Below are 13,842 nucleotides of genomic sequence, written 5' to 3' on the forward strand. Positions count from 1 at the left end.
TGCAGCGGTGGGGCGATTGCCGGATATCGCCAGCTTGGCGCAGCGGGCACTGCGCGGCGAATGATGCTTTCCATATTAATTATGAAAAACTATCATGCGCGATCTTTTAGGCGCTTCACCTTGTCTTTCGCGCCTCGGGCCGTCACGTGTGTGGTTTCCCGTCTGAATACGTTCACGCGGCCCATGCGCCGCGTATACTCGAATTTCGTGCTGATAGTCCGTTTACAGGCCAGATGACATGACACAGATTTCCGAACGCCTCCTGGTACAGGCACATCTAGATGCCAAGCAGCCCGTTGCGCTGACGCCGGAGCAAGAGGCCTTTTACCGGGCCGAGATTGCCGCTGAATTGAAAAAGCAGAATGCCGTATTGGTCGCTCACTATTACTGCGACCCGGTGCTGCAGGCGCTGGCAGAAGAAACCGGTGGCTGCGTTTCCGACTCGCTGGAAATGGCCCGTTTCGGTAATCAGCATTCCGCACAAACGGTGCTGGTAGCCGGCGTTAAATTCATGGGCGAGACGGCGAAAATTCTCAATCCTGAAAAACGCGTGCTGATGCCAACGCTGGAGGCGACTTGCTCGCTCGATCTGGGCTGCCCGGTTGATGAGTTCTCGGCGTTCTGCGATCAGCATCCCGAACGCACCGTGGTGGTTTACGCCAACACCTCGGCTGCGGTGAAGGCGCGAGCGGATTGGGTCGTGACCTCAAGCTGTGCGGTTGAGATTGTCGAGCACCTGATGGACAACGGCGAAACCATCATCTGGGCGCCGGATCAGCATCTGGGTCGGTACATTCAGAACAAGACCGGTGCCGATATGCTGCTGTGGGATGGCGCGTGTATCGTCCATGAAGAGTTCAAGGCCAAGCAGCTTGAAGACATGAAGGCGTTGTATCCGGATGCGGCCGTTTTGGTGCACCCGGAATCGCCGACGGCAGTGATCGATTTGGCCGATGCTGTTGGTTCCACCAGCCAACTGATCAAGGCGGCGCAAACGCTGCCGAACGAGACCTTTATCGTGGCCACCGACCGCGGCATTTTCTACAAGATGCAGCAGCTGTGCCCGGATAAAGTCTTTGTTGAGGCGCCTACTGCCGGCAATGGTGCGGCGTGCCGCAGTTGCGCACACTGCCCGTGGATGGCCATGAACACGTTGCAGCGCACGTTGCAGTGCCTGCGTGAGGGCAGTAACGAGATATTCGTTGATCCGGTGTTGATCCCCAAGGCCATCAAGCCGCTCAAGCGCATGCTCGACTTCACACAGGCAGCGCGTCTGGCGCAATCGGGTAACGCTTAACGGGCTTAAACCGCACCGTAAACAAAAACGCCCGATGCATGCATGTGTATCGGGCGTTTTTGGTTATGTGCTGAACCTTTGAATTTTCTCAATCCTCAGGCGCAGCGGCTTTGATTAGTCGCCGCGCTTAGTTGAGCATCTCGTCGATCATTCGCTTGTCTTCGATCATCTCGCGTTGGCGGGCGTCGATGCGTGAAGCCAGCTGGAAGTTATTGGCGGCGCGGCGTTTGGCGAAGTCCAGTTGCTGAATGGCCTGCTTGTAATCACCGACCAAAGCAAAGTACTCGGCACGCGCTTGATGCAGGCCGATGGTGTCACCCGTGAGGCCGCGAACTTCTGCAACTTGGTTCCACACGTCCGGGTCTTTCGGCCGGCTCTTGAGCAGGTCATCCAGTGCGCGCTTGGCGTTATCCTTGCTGCCTTGCTTCATCAGCAGGTCTACCCGGGCCTGATTCAGCGGGTAGTTTTTCGGGTACAGCTGGAGCATGCGGTCAATTCTTGCCTGTGCCGCGTCCAGGCGTCTGGCGGCGACGTCCAGATCAAATTGGGCAAGGTTGTAGGTGATATCGTTTGGCGCTTTTTTCAGCAGCGTTTGCAGTGCCTGCCCGGCGCTCCGTTGCTGGCCGCTGCGAATCTGTGCGATGGCCAGGCCATACAGCGCTGCATCGTTGCCCGGGTCTTCATCAAGCATGGCGCGAAAGCGCTTGGCGGCAAGGCCGGGGGTGTCTTCATAAATCAGTTGCACGCGGGCGCGCATCAACTGATAACGCAGCGTGTCTTCAATCAGCTTCTGGTCACTTTTGTACTGCACGGCGCGGTTGCGGGTGTCGGCAATACGCGACTCAGTAACCGGGTGAGTGAGGAGGAATTCGGGCGGCATGCGGTCGTAGCGATACTGGCGCATCAGGCTCTCGAACATCTGCGGCATGGCCAGCGGGTCGTATCCGGCTCTCTCCAGGTTGAGCAGGCCGATGCGGTCGGCCTCTTGCTCGTTCTGCCGTGAGAAACGTTGCTGCTCCTGGATTGCGGCAGCCTGAGTCGAGGCGATAGCGGCGATGCCGGCATCGCCTGCACCCGCTGCGGCGGCGACAATGCCGGCCAGCATGGCGGCCATTACCGGCAATTGCATGCGCTGTTGCGCTTCAACACCGCGGGCAAAGTGGCGTTGCGATAAGTGAGCCAATTCGTGCGCGAGCACCGAGGCATATTCAGCTTCGGTCTTGGCGTACAGGAACAGGCCGCCGTTGACCCCGATAATCCCGCCAGGCGCGGCAAAGGCGTTGATTTGCGGGCTGTTGAGTAATACGAATTCGAGGCGACGGTCTTGCACCTGGCTGGTTTCGCTGAGGCGATAAACGCTGCTTTCAACGAAATCTTTCAGTTGCGGGTCGGACAGCTGGCTAACCTGGCCACGCAACAGGCCCAACCATGCACGGCCAAGCTGATGTTCTTGTTGTGGCGAGACGATGGAGGAGCTGGCATCGCCTAGAGACGGCAGTTCACTGGCCGCCTGAACAGAAAAAGCGCTCAGGCAGAGCAGTGACAGCAGAGTGGGTCGCAGAAAATTCATGCACGAGGCTCTTTGCGAACAAAGGCTTACTGTAGCTGGGCAGACGCGGGTGTGGGAAGGACTGTTACTGATTCAATTCGCCTTGGCCGGCGTTGAGCAAGTTATTGGGTTTGGATATTTAACAGGCTTGGCGTATGTTTCGCGGCCCCGAACAATAAATGCGGTGGGCCTCTGCCAGTGCTTCCACCATTGGTATGTGCTGGCAACGGTGGGACAATGCCCGAAAGCCGCGTGTCTTGGAGAAGTTGTTAATGAATATTGCCGATCAGCCAGCGCTGGCCTTCGATGATGAGGTTGATGCCACTGGGCTGAGTTGCCCGCTGCCGCTGCTCAAGGCCAAGCTCGCCCTCAATCAATTGGCCAGCGGCGCGGTGCTCAAAGTGATCGCAACTGATGCTGGTTCACAGCGCGATTTTCGCGCGTTTGCGAAACTGGCCGGGCATCAGCTGGTTCATGAAGAAGTTGATAATGGTGTGTATCGTTATTGGTTGTGCAAGGCCTGAGCGCCTCACGATCTACTGTTAAGGAACATTGATGCTAAAAGTATTGCGTGACTGGCTGCATCGCTATTTCTCCGATGAGCAAGCGGTCATTCTGGCGCTGTTGGTGGTGCTGGGTTTTGCTGCGGTGCTGACGTTCGGCGGCATGCTGGCGCCGGTGCTGACCGGCTTGGTGCTGGCCTTTTTGATGCAAGGCCTGGTTGCCAAGCTTGAGCGCTTACGCCTGCCGCATTCGCTTGCGGTGTGGCTGGTGTTTGCACTGTTCATGAGCGCCTTGGTGCTGATCCTGCTGGTGTTGCTGCCTTTGCTTTGGCATCAGTTGAGCAATCTGTTCAATGAGCTGCCGAGCATGTTGAGCAAGTGGCAGTCGCTGTTCATGATGCTGCCAGAACGCTATCCCGGCGTGATCAGCAATGATCAGGTGGCACGGGCCATTGCCTCTGTGCAGGGCGAGGCGGGCAAGATCGGCCAGTGGGTGCTGTCGTTTTCGCTGTCGAGCTTGCCGGTGTTGGTCAGCGTGATGATCTATCTGGTGCTGGTGCCGATTCTGGTGTTCTTCTTCCTCAAGGATCGCCAGATGATTGCCGAGTGGTTTACCAGCCATCTGCCGCAACAGCGTTCGCTGATCAGTCATGTGGCGGCCGAGATGAATCGGCAGATCGCCAACTACATCCGCGGCAAGGTGATTGAAATCATCATTTGCGGCGTGGTGACTTACATCGCGTTCGCCTGGCTGGGGCTTAACTACGCGGCATTGCTTGCGTTGTTTGTCGGGCTTTCAGTGGTGGTGCCTTACATCGGTGCTGTGGTGGTTACCGTGCCGGTGGCGCTGATCGGTTTGTTCCAATGGGGGTGGGGCGATCAGTTTCTCTACCTGATGCTGGTGTACTCGGTGATTCAGGCGCTGGACGGCAACGTTCTGGTACCCCTGTTGTTCTCCGAAGCGGTCAATCTGCACCCGGTGGCGATCATCTGTGCGGTGTTGCTGTTTGGCGGCCTGTGGGGCTTTTGGGGCGTGTTCTTCGCCATTCCGCTGGCGACCTTGTTCAAGGCGTTGCTTGATGCCTGGCCGCGGGTCGAGGGTATTCAGCAACCAGACTGCCCGCCGTTGCCCGAGCCGCGTTAATCGCGTGGTCTTAGCGTTGTGCGCTGACTGAAAAAACAAAACCCCGATACCTGCGTGCAGTTATCGGGGTTTTTGTTGGTGTCTCGCTCAGCGCTGTGTGGCTGACGCTTAGCCTTTGTTCAAGGCTTGTGCGGCAGCCAGTACCGCGTCGACATGGCCCGGCACTTTGACGCCACGCCATTCCTGGCGCAGTACACCGTCCTTGTCGATCAGGAAGGTGCTGCGATCAACGCCCATGTATTCCTTGCCGTAGAGTTTCTTTAGTTTGATCACGTCGAACAGCTGGCACACGGCCTCGTCCTTGTCGCTGATCAGTTCGAACGGGAAGCTCTGTTTGGCCTTGAAGTTCTCGTGTGACTTGATGCCGTCACGCGAGATGCCGAATACCTGAGTGTTGGCCGCCTGAAACTCGGCGTACTGGTCACGAAAGCCCTGGCCCTCGGTGGTGCAGCCCGGCGTGCTGTCTTTCGGGTAGAAATAAATCACCACCTGCTGGCCTTTGAGGTCAGACAGTTTCACGGTTTGTCCGCTGGTGGCCGGTGCTTCAAAGTCGCTAACCGGAGAGTCGATTGCTACAGCCATATAACCTCCTACTGATTTTGCGGGCGCCACGGTTCGATCAATGCGTCCAGATTCAGCGCATCGGCGAAGTCGAGGAACTGATCACGTAGCCAACTGATCTGCGTGCCGGCTGGCAGGGTTACTGTCAGCGTGGCATTGAGCATCGTGCCGCCGGTCTGCGGGGCTTGATAGGTGTCCAGGGTAAGATTTTCGAGTTCGACGTTTTGGTCGAGGAAAAACTGGCACAGCTCGTTGAGAATATCCGGACGGTAAACCGAGCTCACATACGCCACATACGGAAGCGCTTGCGGGCGCACGTCTGTCGGCGCACTGCGAATCACGTTAACCGTGAAGTCATGCTTCTTGGCCAGGCCGGGCAGGCTTACTTCCAAGCGTGCCAGGGCGTCCCAGTTACCGGAAATCTGTAACACCAGGGCGCTGAACTCGCCATGCCGGCTCAGGCGTGTGCTCACCACAGCGCAGCGGTTTTCATTGCTGGCGCGGCACAGCACGTTGGTCAACTCCATAGCGTTGAGACCAAGTGCACTGATAACGAGAAATTGTTCGCGAACTGGGGGGGTGGACATGCAGCCTTCCTAAACAATGGGCGATGAGCCGGAAAAACGCGCTCAAACAAAGCCCGAAGGGTAGCGAAAAGCACCGCCGAGGGGAATGCCAGTCGTTGCAACCGCCGCACATTTTGCAGGGCGATAGTCGTCATTTCAGCTTAAAAGCCAGCGGGTGGGCCATTTGGCAGCGCAGCGCTGAGCGTGAAATTTATCCTCGCACCTTGTGAGTGGCCGGCAAATTGCCGGATGGCAACTGTCAAAGTGGTTAAATTGATGAAAAATCAGGGCATCTGATGACTCATCAGCGGACTTGTCTTGTGCAAGGCTGGTAGCGCCAGTACCATTACGGCTCTCTTTTTCCGGCAGGAGTGGTTGCATGATTGCGGGCAGTATGGTGGCACTGGTTACGCCCATGGATGCGCAAGGCGGTCTTGATTGGGACAGCTTGAGCAAACTGGTGGATTTCCACCTGCAAGAGGGCACCAACGCCATTGTCGCGGTCGGCACCACAGGTGAGTCCGCGACTTTAGAGGTGTCTGAGCACATTGAGGCGATTCGTCGCGTAGTCGATCAGGTGGCGGGTCGTATCCCGGTCATCGCCGGCACGGGCGGTAATTCGACGCGTGAGTCGGTTGAGCTGACTCGCGCCGCAGCAGACGTTGGCGCAGACGCCGCGTTGCTGGTTACGCCTTATTACAACAAGCCGACTCAGGAAGGCTTGTATCTGCATTTCAAACATATCGCCGAGTCCGTTGCGATTCCGCAGATTCTCTACAACGTACCGGGCCGCACCGTTTGCGACATGCTCCCGGAGACCGTTGAGCGTCTATCGAAGATCGACAACATCGTCGGTATCAAGGAAGCCACAGGTGACCTGGACCGCGCACGCGAAGTGCTCGACCGCGTCAACAAGAACTTCCTGGTTTATTCCGGTGATGACCCAACCGCCGTTGAGCTGATGCTAATGGGCGGCAAGGGCAACATCTCGGTAACCGCCAACGTTGCGCCACGCGCCATGAGCGATCTTTGCGCTGCTGCCATGCGTGGCGACACCGCCATTGCCCGCGCCATCAACGATCGTTTAATGCCGCTGCATAAAGCGCTGTTCGCCGAATCCAATCCGATTCCAGTGAAGTGGGCTCTGCATGAAATGGGCATGATGCCGGATGGCATTCGCCTGCCACTGACATGGCTCAGTGAGCGTTATCAGGAGCCGTTGCGTCAGGCCATGCGCCAATGCGGCGTGTTGGTTTAATTGAGGAATTACTGCGCATGAAGCGACTGGCCGGACTCACAACACTTGCACTAATCATCTCCAGTACCAGCGGTTGTGGCTGGATCTGGGGTGAAGATGGCTATTTCCGTGACCGGGGTAGTGACTACCTCACCGAGCGTCAAACACCTCCTATGCAATTGCCTGCCGACGTGCAGAGCAAGCGCCTTGATCCACTGTTGCCGGTGCCTGCGCAAATCAACGACAGCACCGCTACCGGTGAGTACGAAGTGCCGCGCCCGCAAGCCATTGCAGTGACAGAAGACGTCAGCGAATACAGCCTGCAGAAAAGCGGCAAGTCGGGCTGGATTCTTGCCCGTCGCGTGCCTGCCGAAGTCTGGCCGGTTGCCCGTCAGTTCTACGCTGACAGCGGCTTCAACATCGTTGATGAGCGTCCGCAAACCGGTGAGTTCAGCACCGACTGGCAGCCGCTCAGCAACCTGTCTTCTGGCCTTGCCCGTCGTCTGGCAAACAAAGCCAGTGACATCGAAGAGGGTGCAGAAACGCGCGTAAGAGTGCGTATCGAGCCAGGCGTGCAGCGCAACACCAGTGAGGTTTTCGTGGTCAGCGCACAGCGTCCTGCTGGCAGCACCGCTGATGTCGCCTTCACGCAGGGCAGCGTCAATCCAAGCCTCGATAACGCACTGCTCGACGAGATGCTCGTGAGCATGGCGCGTAATTCGGAGCAGGGCGGTTCGGTTTCCCTGTTGGCGGCACGTGACTACGATGCGCCAAGTCAGGTCAGCATGACCGAAGACGGTAACGGTAATCCGGTACTGCATCTGGGTTCGGACTTCGATCGCGCCTGGTCTGGCGTCGGTCGCTCGCTTGAATCGGGTAATGTGCGGGTAGACGACATCAACCGCAGCGTTGGCGTTTACTACATCAACCTCGCCGAAGGCGCCAAGGTCAATGAAGAAGAGCCAGGCTTCTTTGGCAGCATGTTTGGCAGTGAGCCCGATGAAGAAGAAATCGAAGCCCGCGCCGAGCGTTATCAGGTTCGCCTGACAACCGTTGGTGAAAGCGTTCAAGTGTCTGTAGAGAAGGATATCAACACCTCGGCCCCGGAAGACGTGGCCCGCCGTGTGTTGACTATTATCCAGGACAACCTCGGCTAAACCGTCAGGCGGCGCGTGCGTCGTCTGTTAGCCCGAGACAAAGCCGGCTGAAGTGTTCAGGTGCTAACGCATCGAAACCTTTAGCCGGTTTGCCTTTACCGGTCGCATAACTCGGCGCGGTGCAGGTTCCACCCACATGTACTGGGCCACCTCAGGCCCGGATGAAACCAATAGGCGCAGCGATGGTTACGCCTGTTTCGTTTGCCAAAGACGGAAGCCCCGATATGACGACGCCAACCTCCCTGAGCCTGAAGAAAATCTACTCGGGTAAAGTCCGCGACCTCTATGAAATCGACGATAAGCGCATGCTGATGGTCGCCACCGACCGCCTATCCGCGTTCGACGTGATCCTCGACGAGCCCATCCCCGAGAAGGGCAAAATCCTCACTTCGATTTCCAACTTCTGGTTCGACAAACTCGCAGGCGTGGTGCCCAACCACTTCACCGGCGACAAAGTCGAAGACGTCGTCAGTGCTGCCGAGTTGCCGCTGGTTGAAGGTCGCGCCGTCGTTGCCAAGCGCCTCAAGCCGGTTGCTGTAGAAGCCATCGTGCGTGGTTACATCGTAGGCTCGGGCTGGAAGGAGTATCAGAAGAGCGGCACTGTCTGCGGCATCCAGTTGCCAGCTGGCCTCAAGGAAGCTTCAAAGCTGCCTGCACCAATCTTCACCCCGTCGACCAAGGCCGCTGTTGGCGACCACGACGAGAACATCTCGTTTGAACAGTGTCAGGCCATCATCGGTGCCGAGCTCGCCGAAAAAGTGCGTGACACCGCCATCGCCCTGTACAGCGCAGCGGTCGAATATGCTGCGACCCGCGGCATCATCATCGCCGACACCAAGTTCGAATTCGGCCTCGATGAAGACGGCACCCTGACCCTGATGGACGAAGTGCTGACCCCCGATTCCAGCCGCTTCTGGCCAGCCGAAAGCTACGCCGAAGGCAGCAACCCGCCGAGCTTCGACAAGCAGTTCGTACGCGACTGGCTGGAGTCCACAGGCTGGAACAAACAAGCCCCGGCGCCAACCGTACCAGCAGACGTCGCGCAGAAAACAGCCGACAAATACCGCGAAGCCCTGACCAAGCTCACCGCATAAGTTGGGTAACTGTTCCTGGCTGCACAGAAGGGCGCGAAAGCGCCCTTTTTAATGCCCGCCGAAAATCGTTCTTCATCAGCGCAGGCGCGGGCTATATCGCTTAAAACACGCAAGCACCTGAAAATATGCGAAAAATTTTGCTCAGGGGGTTCGCCAAACGCCAACAAGCTGCTATTATTCGCGCCGCTGTGGGAAGATGCCGGAGTGGCCGAACGGGACGGATTCGAAATCCGTTGTATCAGCGATGGTACCTAGGGTTCAAATCCCTATCTTCCCGCCATATTGAAATACACTAAGCCCCTGAAATCGTTATAGGTTCAGGGGCTTTTTGTTTCTATGGATTAGCGTTTGGGCAAAATTTGGGCAAAACCAATTCGCCTTAGTCCGCTCTAAACCGCTATAAGCCATCAAAATCCCATCATCTTTGAGACTGAGTGGGCCATGCTTTTTGTGTCGCTCGGTATCCAGCGTCCATAGTGTTTCTTGACCATCGTTGTATCGGTATGTCCTAGTTGACGAGCGACCCACTCCATGGGGACGAAACTAGATAATGCCTGACTGGCAAATGTATGCCTGCTTTGATTAGGTCCCCGGTGAGGAATTCCGCAGCGTTTGAGGTGTGCTTCGAACCACGCATTGAGGGTTTGACCACTCCAGGGTTTCCCACTGGCCGAATTTCGGAACAGGAACGTAATCTTCTCTTTCTTGCGGATTATGTTGTCCCGTTGTACCACTTCTATCTCGATTGATTCTTGGTGGTCATGTTCAGCACTGATTTCTCTTAGTATTTCAAGCGCTGGTGCGATCAGCTCGAGGGTTCTTACCCGAGTACGCTCTTTGGGAACCTTGTATTCCTGTGCAACGCGAGCGCGCCTAACATGAAGCGTACCCTTTTCTAAATCGATATCTTCTACAGCTAGAGCGATTAACTCTGACACTGACAGTCCCGCCCAGCAGTTGAAAACGATCATTCGCACATCGGGCCACCTTTCAGGGTCGCCCAGGGCAAGGCGCTGTAGCTCATCTCTTGTAAACGGAAAGGCTGACTCCAAATCAGCATCGCGCTCTATATTGCTGATTCGTTCGAGTGGGTTAGATGCGATCACTCCGTCCTCGAAAGCATCTGCCCATACGCCGCGAACGACAGTGAATACGTCATTGACCGTTTTGGGCGAAAGGCCGTTTTTGAGCAAATGCGCTTGGAGCAACTCAAGATCGCTCTTGCTGATGTCTGCTATTCGCCTCAGCCCCATTCTTTTCAGAAGATGCTTTGCCTTGCATCGATAATTTATATAGGTACAGCTCGCTCTTTTTGCCTTTTGTACTTCTAGCCACCGTTGAACTCCTTGCTCAACTGTACGGTTTTTGTCTGCCCCTTGAATACCTGAAAATTGAGCGGCCGAAGGCGAGTTTGGAAAGTGAACGGAATAGTCGAAACGTCCTTCTTTAATTTCGGCCAAGATGGTGCGTCGCTTGTTATCGGCATAGGCAATGGCTGCTTTGTTTATCTTGACGACTCCGCGAAGAGGCTCTCTAAATCGCTTGCCGTGCAGCATGAAAGAAATGCGTAGCTGGTTGCCAATATGTTCTACGCCTTTAGGCAGCTTATCCGTCAAAGTTGCCCCCCTAGCCAGGCTTCAATTGCCTTGCGGTTAAACACGATTCTTCGAGCAGGATCCCACCTCCATTGCCTACCCTCTAACCAGACTCCATTGGTTCGATATTTTCTGGCGGCTTCCGTACTGATTCCGAATATCGGCATCAATAGGTCCTGCCTGAACCACTCTCCAGGGAAAACCATATATTGATCTTTCTCCGTGCTGCTCATTTTTGGATATCTCCTTAGTCATTTGTTTTAACTAATGCTGGAGAAAATAAATGGGTTTGGGTGGTCTATTCGGTCCCGTTTCGGGTACAGATAGATTAGGTCAGCACCTTTTGTGGCTACTAAGTGATACCCCAGTTTGCCTTAGTTTCAGAAGATGCAAGGCTTGGTCGAGGGCTTGGTTTACATGTGCGTATGCGTATGCTGACAGGGTGAGGTCTTTGAGGGAGAGGGCTGGAGTTGACGAGGACTTTTAAACAAGTGGACCACCGCTCTTATCATAATTTTGGTGCGGCTATCTAGCCCCAGGTTTGGGACGTAATTCAGCACAAAATAGCTATTGCCGAAGCCAATAATCTGCAGGACGGGCAATCACTCAGTTGGTGCTGCCCCCCCTTAAATACAGATGTTGGCGAGGCCTTATGAGCAAATTCCACAGATTGATCATTGCTAGTTATGAAATGCCGCTATTAACAATTGTCCCGCTGGCAAAGGCGTTGTGTCAGCTTGCTGGAGGACCGGGGAGGACTCTAGTTGGCTATGATGTTCTAGCTCGCAGGCTATCGGCTATACGTAGAGTAATCGTGTGTCGAGTTCCTGTTCACGTGCTTGGGCTTACTAATTCTATTTCTATGGCGGGTGCGTAATGAGCATTCGGGCATACAAGTGGGGTTGGGGCAAAAAGCTGAAGCCAGCTAGTAAATTAATTCTGTTAGCTCTTGCTGAAAGCGCTGATGTCCACGGTGTTTGTTGGCCGAGGATTAAGCGAGTAGCTACTATGTGCTGTGTGTCTGTACGTACGGTGCAACGAACCATTAAGGAGTTGGAGGAGGGAGGATTTCTGAGTGTTTCCTATCGTTATTGCGTAACGGGGCGTCAGATGTCCAGTGTCTACACTCTGGGGCTAGATATTCAGGCTGCAGAGCTTCTGTCAGTGGCGCAGGTAAGTCGAGACATGGCTAATTGCGACATTTTGGCGGGCACGGGGGTGGCTGATGAAGAGCGTGGGGAGGGTGACGCGAGCTTGTCGTGCCAACAACCACTACAGGAACAATCATTTGAACCCAAACGTCGTTTTGAGTTGCCGAGCTGTCTGAGTGGCGAAGACAGGCTTTCGATTGAGCGTATGTTGGACAAGCTCCTTGATTCAGAAGCTAGGCGGGTTGTATCCCTGCTGAAGAGGGCGTTGAGAGGGCGGAAAATTCGAGGCGCGCCAGCTGCATGGGTGCTTGGCGTAATAAAAAATGGGGGATACAGAGCTAAGTCTGAGGATGTTGAGAGCGACTACGTAAGGAAAATGATGAAAAAAGGGTTTTCTCGGGAGTTAGCTGAGCAAATTGCGGGGAGGACTGTAAGTTAACAGGCTGAATTGCCAATAGTTTTGTAGTCACCTCCAAGCTTCAAGGATACTGCTGTGGCGGTCGAGGAGCTCTGGATACTAGTTTCGATTTATTGGATTACCCCTGTTCTGGTAGGCATCCCAGCCGAGGCTTGGTGTGCTTGTTTAAGCTGGCTCCAAGCATCGTTGGATGCTCAAAGGCGACATCTGAGTCCAGGAAGAGGCCTATGCTACATTGTCGCTAGATTGATACGGACATGGAGGCATTATGGAACCTATTGGTTATCTGATTCTTGGTTCGGTGTTTGCTGTTATGACGATTGGTATTGGTGGTTTTCTGATCGTTAAGCGAATCGAACGTGTCATGAACAGCAAAAAGTCTTAAGCAGCCATTTGTTTACTTTTTCAGGCGCCATAGGCACCGTCAAACAACCTTCCTCGCTGGCAATGAGGCCAGTGAGGAAGTCCGCTTATTTTTAGCCCCACATCGTTCTATATAGGTTTGTGTTGCACTGATTGCATGCATGGATTCGGCGTTTGTCATTACGTGCTTCAAGACCATATTGCCGGATGCTATAGGACCTGCAGTGCCAACACTGAATGCGGCTCAATTGAGTTTTTCGAGCGTACTCTTCAATACTAGGAAATCGCAGCCACGCTTCATGTTTGCGTTCTCTAAAGTGGGTTATAAGCCTATCGCCGAGAAAGCCGCAGCCTAGTATGAATATGATGAACGCAGCGGTTACGTACATGGGTTTTTCTCCTTTGTTATGGGCATTTCTCTAGACTCAACATTAGTGTACTGCACTATTCGTCCTCGTCCTCGTCCTCGTCCTCTTCTGCCCACCGCTGGTGAATACGTCGGCTAGCAGCTACTTGTGCAGGTAACAGCGGTAAGAAGCCGGTATTGGCCGCGTAGTTAGGGGCTGTCAGCCAGGCTAGGAAAAGATACTTTCCTGGGTTTATCAGAAATTGTGAGAGCGTGACGTCGAGCTTTTGCTGTATCTGTGCATCTATGTAAACCGTTGACCAAGTATTGAGGTGTACCTGCTGATCAGGGGTGAAAGTTATCTGTTCATCGAGTGACATGGGTATGGCTCCGTTTGAGTTACGGCTCCAGTTTCCTCATTAATTGGAAAATGCAAGCAGCCTGAGAATACGCTCCCCCAGGCTGTGATAAGGCGATGCTAATTTTCAGAGCCGCAGATTTTCTAAGAGTTAGGGATGGTCTGAAGTAGCCATGCATTTCTGGCTGACTTCACCCTCTGCTGATTTTAAAAGCGGCAAATCGATCAAAAACGATCAGATCACCCGCTCATTTGGGTGTTTCTGGCCGCCGCGATAACCTCGCAGCTGCCATTTCCAACATTACAGGCGCACCTCTCCTGCATTCGCCAGCAAATGTCGGCGTGCCATCCACAGATTCGACAGCGCGAACAGAGTCACCAGTTGTGCGGTGTTCTTCGCCAGGCCACGGAAGCGCGTTTTCACATAACCGAACTGGCGCTTGATCACCCGGAACGGATGCTCGACCTTTGCACGCACCTGGGCCTTGGCTTTCTCGATCCTG

At 54.8% G+C, this 13,842-nt stretch carries 14 protein-coding genes, 1 tRNA gene and 1 pseudogene; 9 read left to right on the top strand and 7 right to left on the bottom strand.

The genetic code is table 11. The annotated features are described in order from the left end of the window. Positions 1 to 238: 238 nt before the first annotated feature. Positions 239 to 1,297, top strand: coding sequence for a quinolinate synthase NadA (gene nadA / locus BM395_RS22560; RefSeq protein WP_090515815.1), 1,059 nt, complete (start codon positions 239 to 241; stop codon positions 1,295 to 1,297). 127 nt (positions 1,298 to 1,424) lie between these two features. Here nadA and BM395_RS22565 read toward each other — a convergent pair whose 3' ends face one another. Then, positions 1,425 to 2,867, bottom strand: a complete 1,443-nt coding sequence (locus BM395_RS22565) for a M48 family metalloprotease (RefSeq protein WP_069901637.1) — start codon at positions 2,865 to 2,867, stop codon at positions 1,425 to 1,427. 251 nt (positions 2,868 to 3,118) lie between these two features. On the opposite strand from BM395_RS22565, the gene BM395_RS22570 reads away from it, so the two are divergent. Together BM395_RS22570 and BM395_RS22575 are read left to right on the top strand one after the other, a co-directional pair. After that, positions 3,119 to 3,370, top strand: a complete 252-nt coding sequence (locus BM395_RS22570) for a sulfurtransferase TusA family protein (protein ID WP_069901638.1) — start codon at positions 3,119 to 3,121, stop codon at positions 3,368 to 3,370. Positions 3,371 to 3,401: 31 nt separating this feature from the next. Further along, the gene (locus BM395_RS22575) at positions 3,402 to 4,493 is read left to right on the top strand and encodes an AI-2E family transporter (RefSeq protein ID WP_090515817.1); all 1,092 of its coding nucleotides are present in this window, start codon (positions 3,402 to 3,404) and stop codon (positions 4,491 to 4,493) included. Positions 4,494 to 4,601: 108 nt separating this feature from the next. Here BM395_RS22575 and BM395_RS22580 read toward each other — a convergent pair whose 3' ends face one another. Both BM395_RS22580 and BM395_RS22585 read right to left on the bottom strand, forming a co-directional pair. Further along, positions 4,602 to 5,075 (bottom strand): peroxiredoxin, encoded by a 474-nt coding sequence (locus tag BM395_RS22580; RefSeq protein ID WP_090515819.1) that lies wholly within the window; start codon positions 5,073 to 5,075, stop codon positions 4,602 to 4,604. 8 nt (positions 5,076 to 5,083) lie between these two features. Beyond that, the gene (locus tag BM395_RS22585) at positions 5,084 to 5,641 is read right to left on the bottom strand and encodes a glycine cleavage system transcriptional repressor (protein ID WP_090515821.1); all 558 of its coding nucleotides are present in this window, start codon (positions 5,639 to 5,641) and stop codon (positions 5,084 to 5,086) included. 358 nt (positions 5,642 to 5,999) lie between these two features. Between BM395_RS22585 and dapA the strand changes: the two genes are divergently transcribed. From dapA to BM395_RS22610, 4 genes are all read left to right on the top strand, one after another. Next, positions 6,000 to 6,878, top strand: a complete 879-nt coding sequence (gene dapA / locus BM395_RS22595) for a 4-hydroxy-tetrahydrodipicolinate synthase (RefSeq protein WP_069901643.1) — start codon at positions 6,000 to 6,002, stop codon at positions 6,876 to 6,878. 17 nt (positions 6,879 to 6,895) lie between these two features. Continuing rightward, on the top strand, positions 6,896 to 8,014 hold the full coding sequence (gene bamC, locus BM395_RS22600) for an outer membrane protein assembly factor BamC (RefSeq protein WP_090515837.1): 1,119 nt from the start codon (positions 6,896 to 6,898) through the stop codon (positions 8,012 to 8,014). A gap of 224 nt (positions 8,015 to 8,238) precedes the next feature. Then, the gene (locus BM395_RS22605) at positions 8,239 to 9,108 is read left to right on the top strand and encodes a phosphoribosylaminoimidazolesuccinocarboxamide synthase (protein WP_090515839.1); all 870 of its coding nucleotides are present in this window, start codon (positions 8,239 to 8,241) and stop codon (positions 9,106 to 9,108) included. Between the two features lie 190 nt (positions 9,109 to 9,298). After that, positions 9,299 to 9,388, top strand: a tRNA-Ser gene (locus tag BM395_RS22610). 127 nt (positions 9,389 to 9,515) lie between these two features. Here the strand turns inward: BM395_RS22610 and BM395_RS22615 are convergent. After that, positions 9,516 to 10,724: a tyrosine-type recombinase/integrase gene (locus BM395_RS22615; protein ID WP_090515824.1), complete on the bottom strand. Its 1,209-nt coding sequence runs from the start codon at positions 10,722 to 10,724 to the stop codon at positions 9,516 to 9,518. Further along, positions 10,721 to 10,936, bottom strand: a complete 216-nt coding sequence (locus BM395_RS22620; protein WP_090515826.1) for an excisionase family protein — start codon at positions 10,934 to 10,936, stop codon at positions 10,721 to 10,723. The genes BM395_RS22615 and BM395_RS22620 overlap by 4 nt, the downstream gene beginning before the upstream one ends. Before the next feature lie 643 nt (positions 10,937 to 11,579). On the opposite strand from BM395_RS22620, the pseudogene BM395_RS23915 reads away from it, so the two are divergent. Further along, a pseudogene (locus BM395_RS23915) lies at positions 11,580 to 11,765 on the top strand (helix-turn-helix domain-containing protein); the annotation flags it as partial. Positions 11,766 to 11,813: 48 nt separating this feature from the next. After that, positions 11,814 to 12,293, top strand: coding sequence for a hypothetical protein (locus BM395_RS22625; protein WP_244529033.1), 480 nt, complete (start codon positions 11,814 to 11,816; stop codon positions 12,291 to 12,293). A gap of 786 nt (positions 12,294 to 13,079) precedes the next feature. Here the strand turns inward: BM395_RS22625 and BM395_RS22635 are convergent. Both BM395_RS22635 and BM395_RS22640 read right to left on the bottom strand, forming a co-directional pair. Further along, positions 13,080 to 13,361 (bottom strand): hypothetical protein, encoded by a 282-nt coding sequence (locus BM395_RS22635; protein WP_090515833.1) that lies wholly within the window; start codon positions 13,359 to 13,361, stop codon positions 13,080 to 13,082. Positions 13,362 to 13,640: 279 nt separating this feature from the next. Continuing rightward, positions 13,641 to 13,842 (bottom strand): transposase (locus BM395_RS22640; RefSeq protein ID WP_141124119.1); only part of this gene is annotated, 202 nt, incomplete at its 5' end.

This window comes from Pseudomonas marincola (assembly GCF_900116605.1).
GTDB lineage: Bacteria > Pseudomonadota > Gammaproteobacteria > Pseudomonadales > Pseudomonadaceae > Aquipseudomonas > Aquipseudomonas marincola.

What these genes read in the sequence shown, in the direction of transcription:
- nadA (WP_090515815.1), top strand. Translation starts at nt 239, where the DNA reads ATGACACAGATTTCCGAACGCCTCCTGGTACAGGCACATCTAGATGCC.
- BM395_RS22580 (WP_090515819.1), bottom strand. Translation starts at nt 5,075, where the DNA reads ATGGCTGTAGCAATCGACTCTCCGGTTAGCGACTTTGAAGCACCGGCC.
- dapA (WP_069901643.1), top strand. Translation starts at nt 6,000, where the DNA reads ATGATTGCGGGCAGTATGGTGGCACTGGTTACGCCCATGGATGCGCAA.
- BM395_RS22625 (WP_244529033.1), top strand. Translation starts at nt 11,814, where the DNA reads ATGTCCAGTGTCTACACTCTGGGGCTAGATATTCAGGCTGCAGAGCTT.
- BM395_RS22585 (WP_090515821.1), bottom strand. Translation starts at nt 5,641, where the DNA reads ATGTCCACCCCCCCAGTTCGCGAACAATTTCTCGTTATCAGTGCACTT.
- bamC (WP_090515837.1), top strand. Translation starts at nt 6,896, where the DNA reads ATGAAGCGACTGGCCGGACTCACAACACTTGCACTAATCATCTCCAGT.
- BM395_RS22575 (WP_090515817.1), top strand. Translation starts at nt 3,402, where the DNA reads ATGCTAAAAGTATTGCGTGACTGGCTGCATCGCTATTTCTCCGATGAG.
- BM395_RS22620 (WP_090515826.1), bottom strand. Translation starts at nt 10,936, where the DNA reads ATGAGCAGCACGGAGAAAGATCAATATATGGTTTTCCCTGGAGAGTGG.
- BM395_RS22605 (WP_090515839.1), top strand. Translation starts at nt 8,239, where the DNA reads ATGACGACGCCAACCTCCCTGAGCCTGAAGAAAATCTACTCGGGTAAA.
- BM395_RS22570 (WP_069901638.1), top strand. Translation starts at nt 3,119, where the DNA reads ATGAATATTGCCGATCAGCCAGCGCTGGCCTTCGATGATGAGGTTGAT.
- BM395_RS22635 (WP_090515833.1), bottom strand. Translation starts at nt 13,361, where the DNA reads ATGTCACTCGATGAACAGATAACTTTCACCCCTGATCAGCAGGTACAC.
- BM395_RS22565 (WP_069901637.1), bottom strand. Translation starts at nt 2,867, where the DNA reads ATGAATTTTCTGCGACCCACTCTGCTGTCACTGCTCTGCCTGAGCGCT.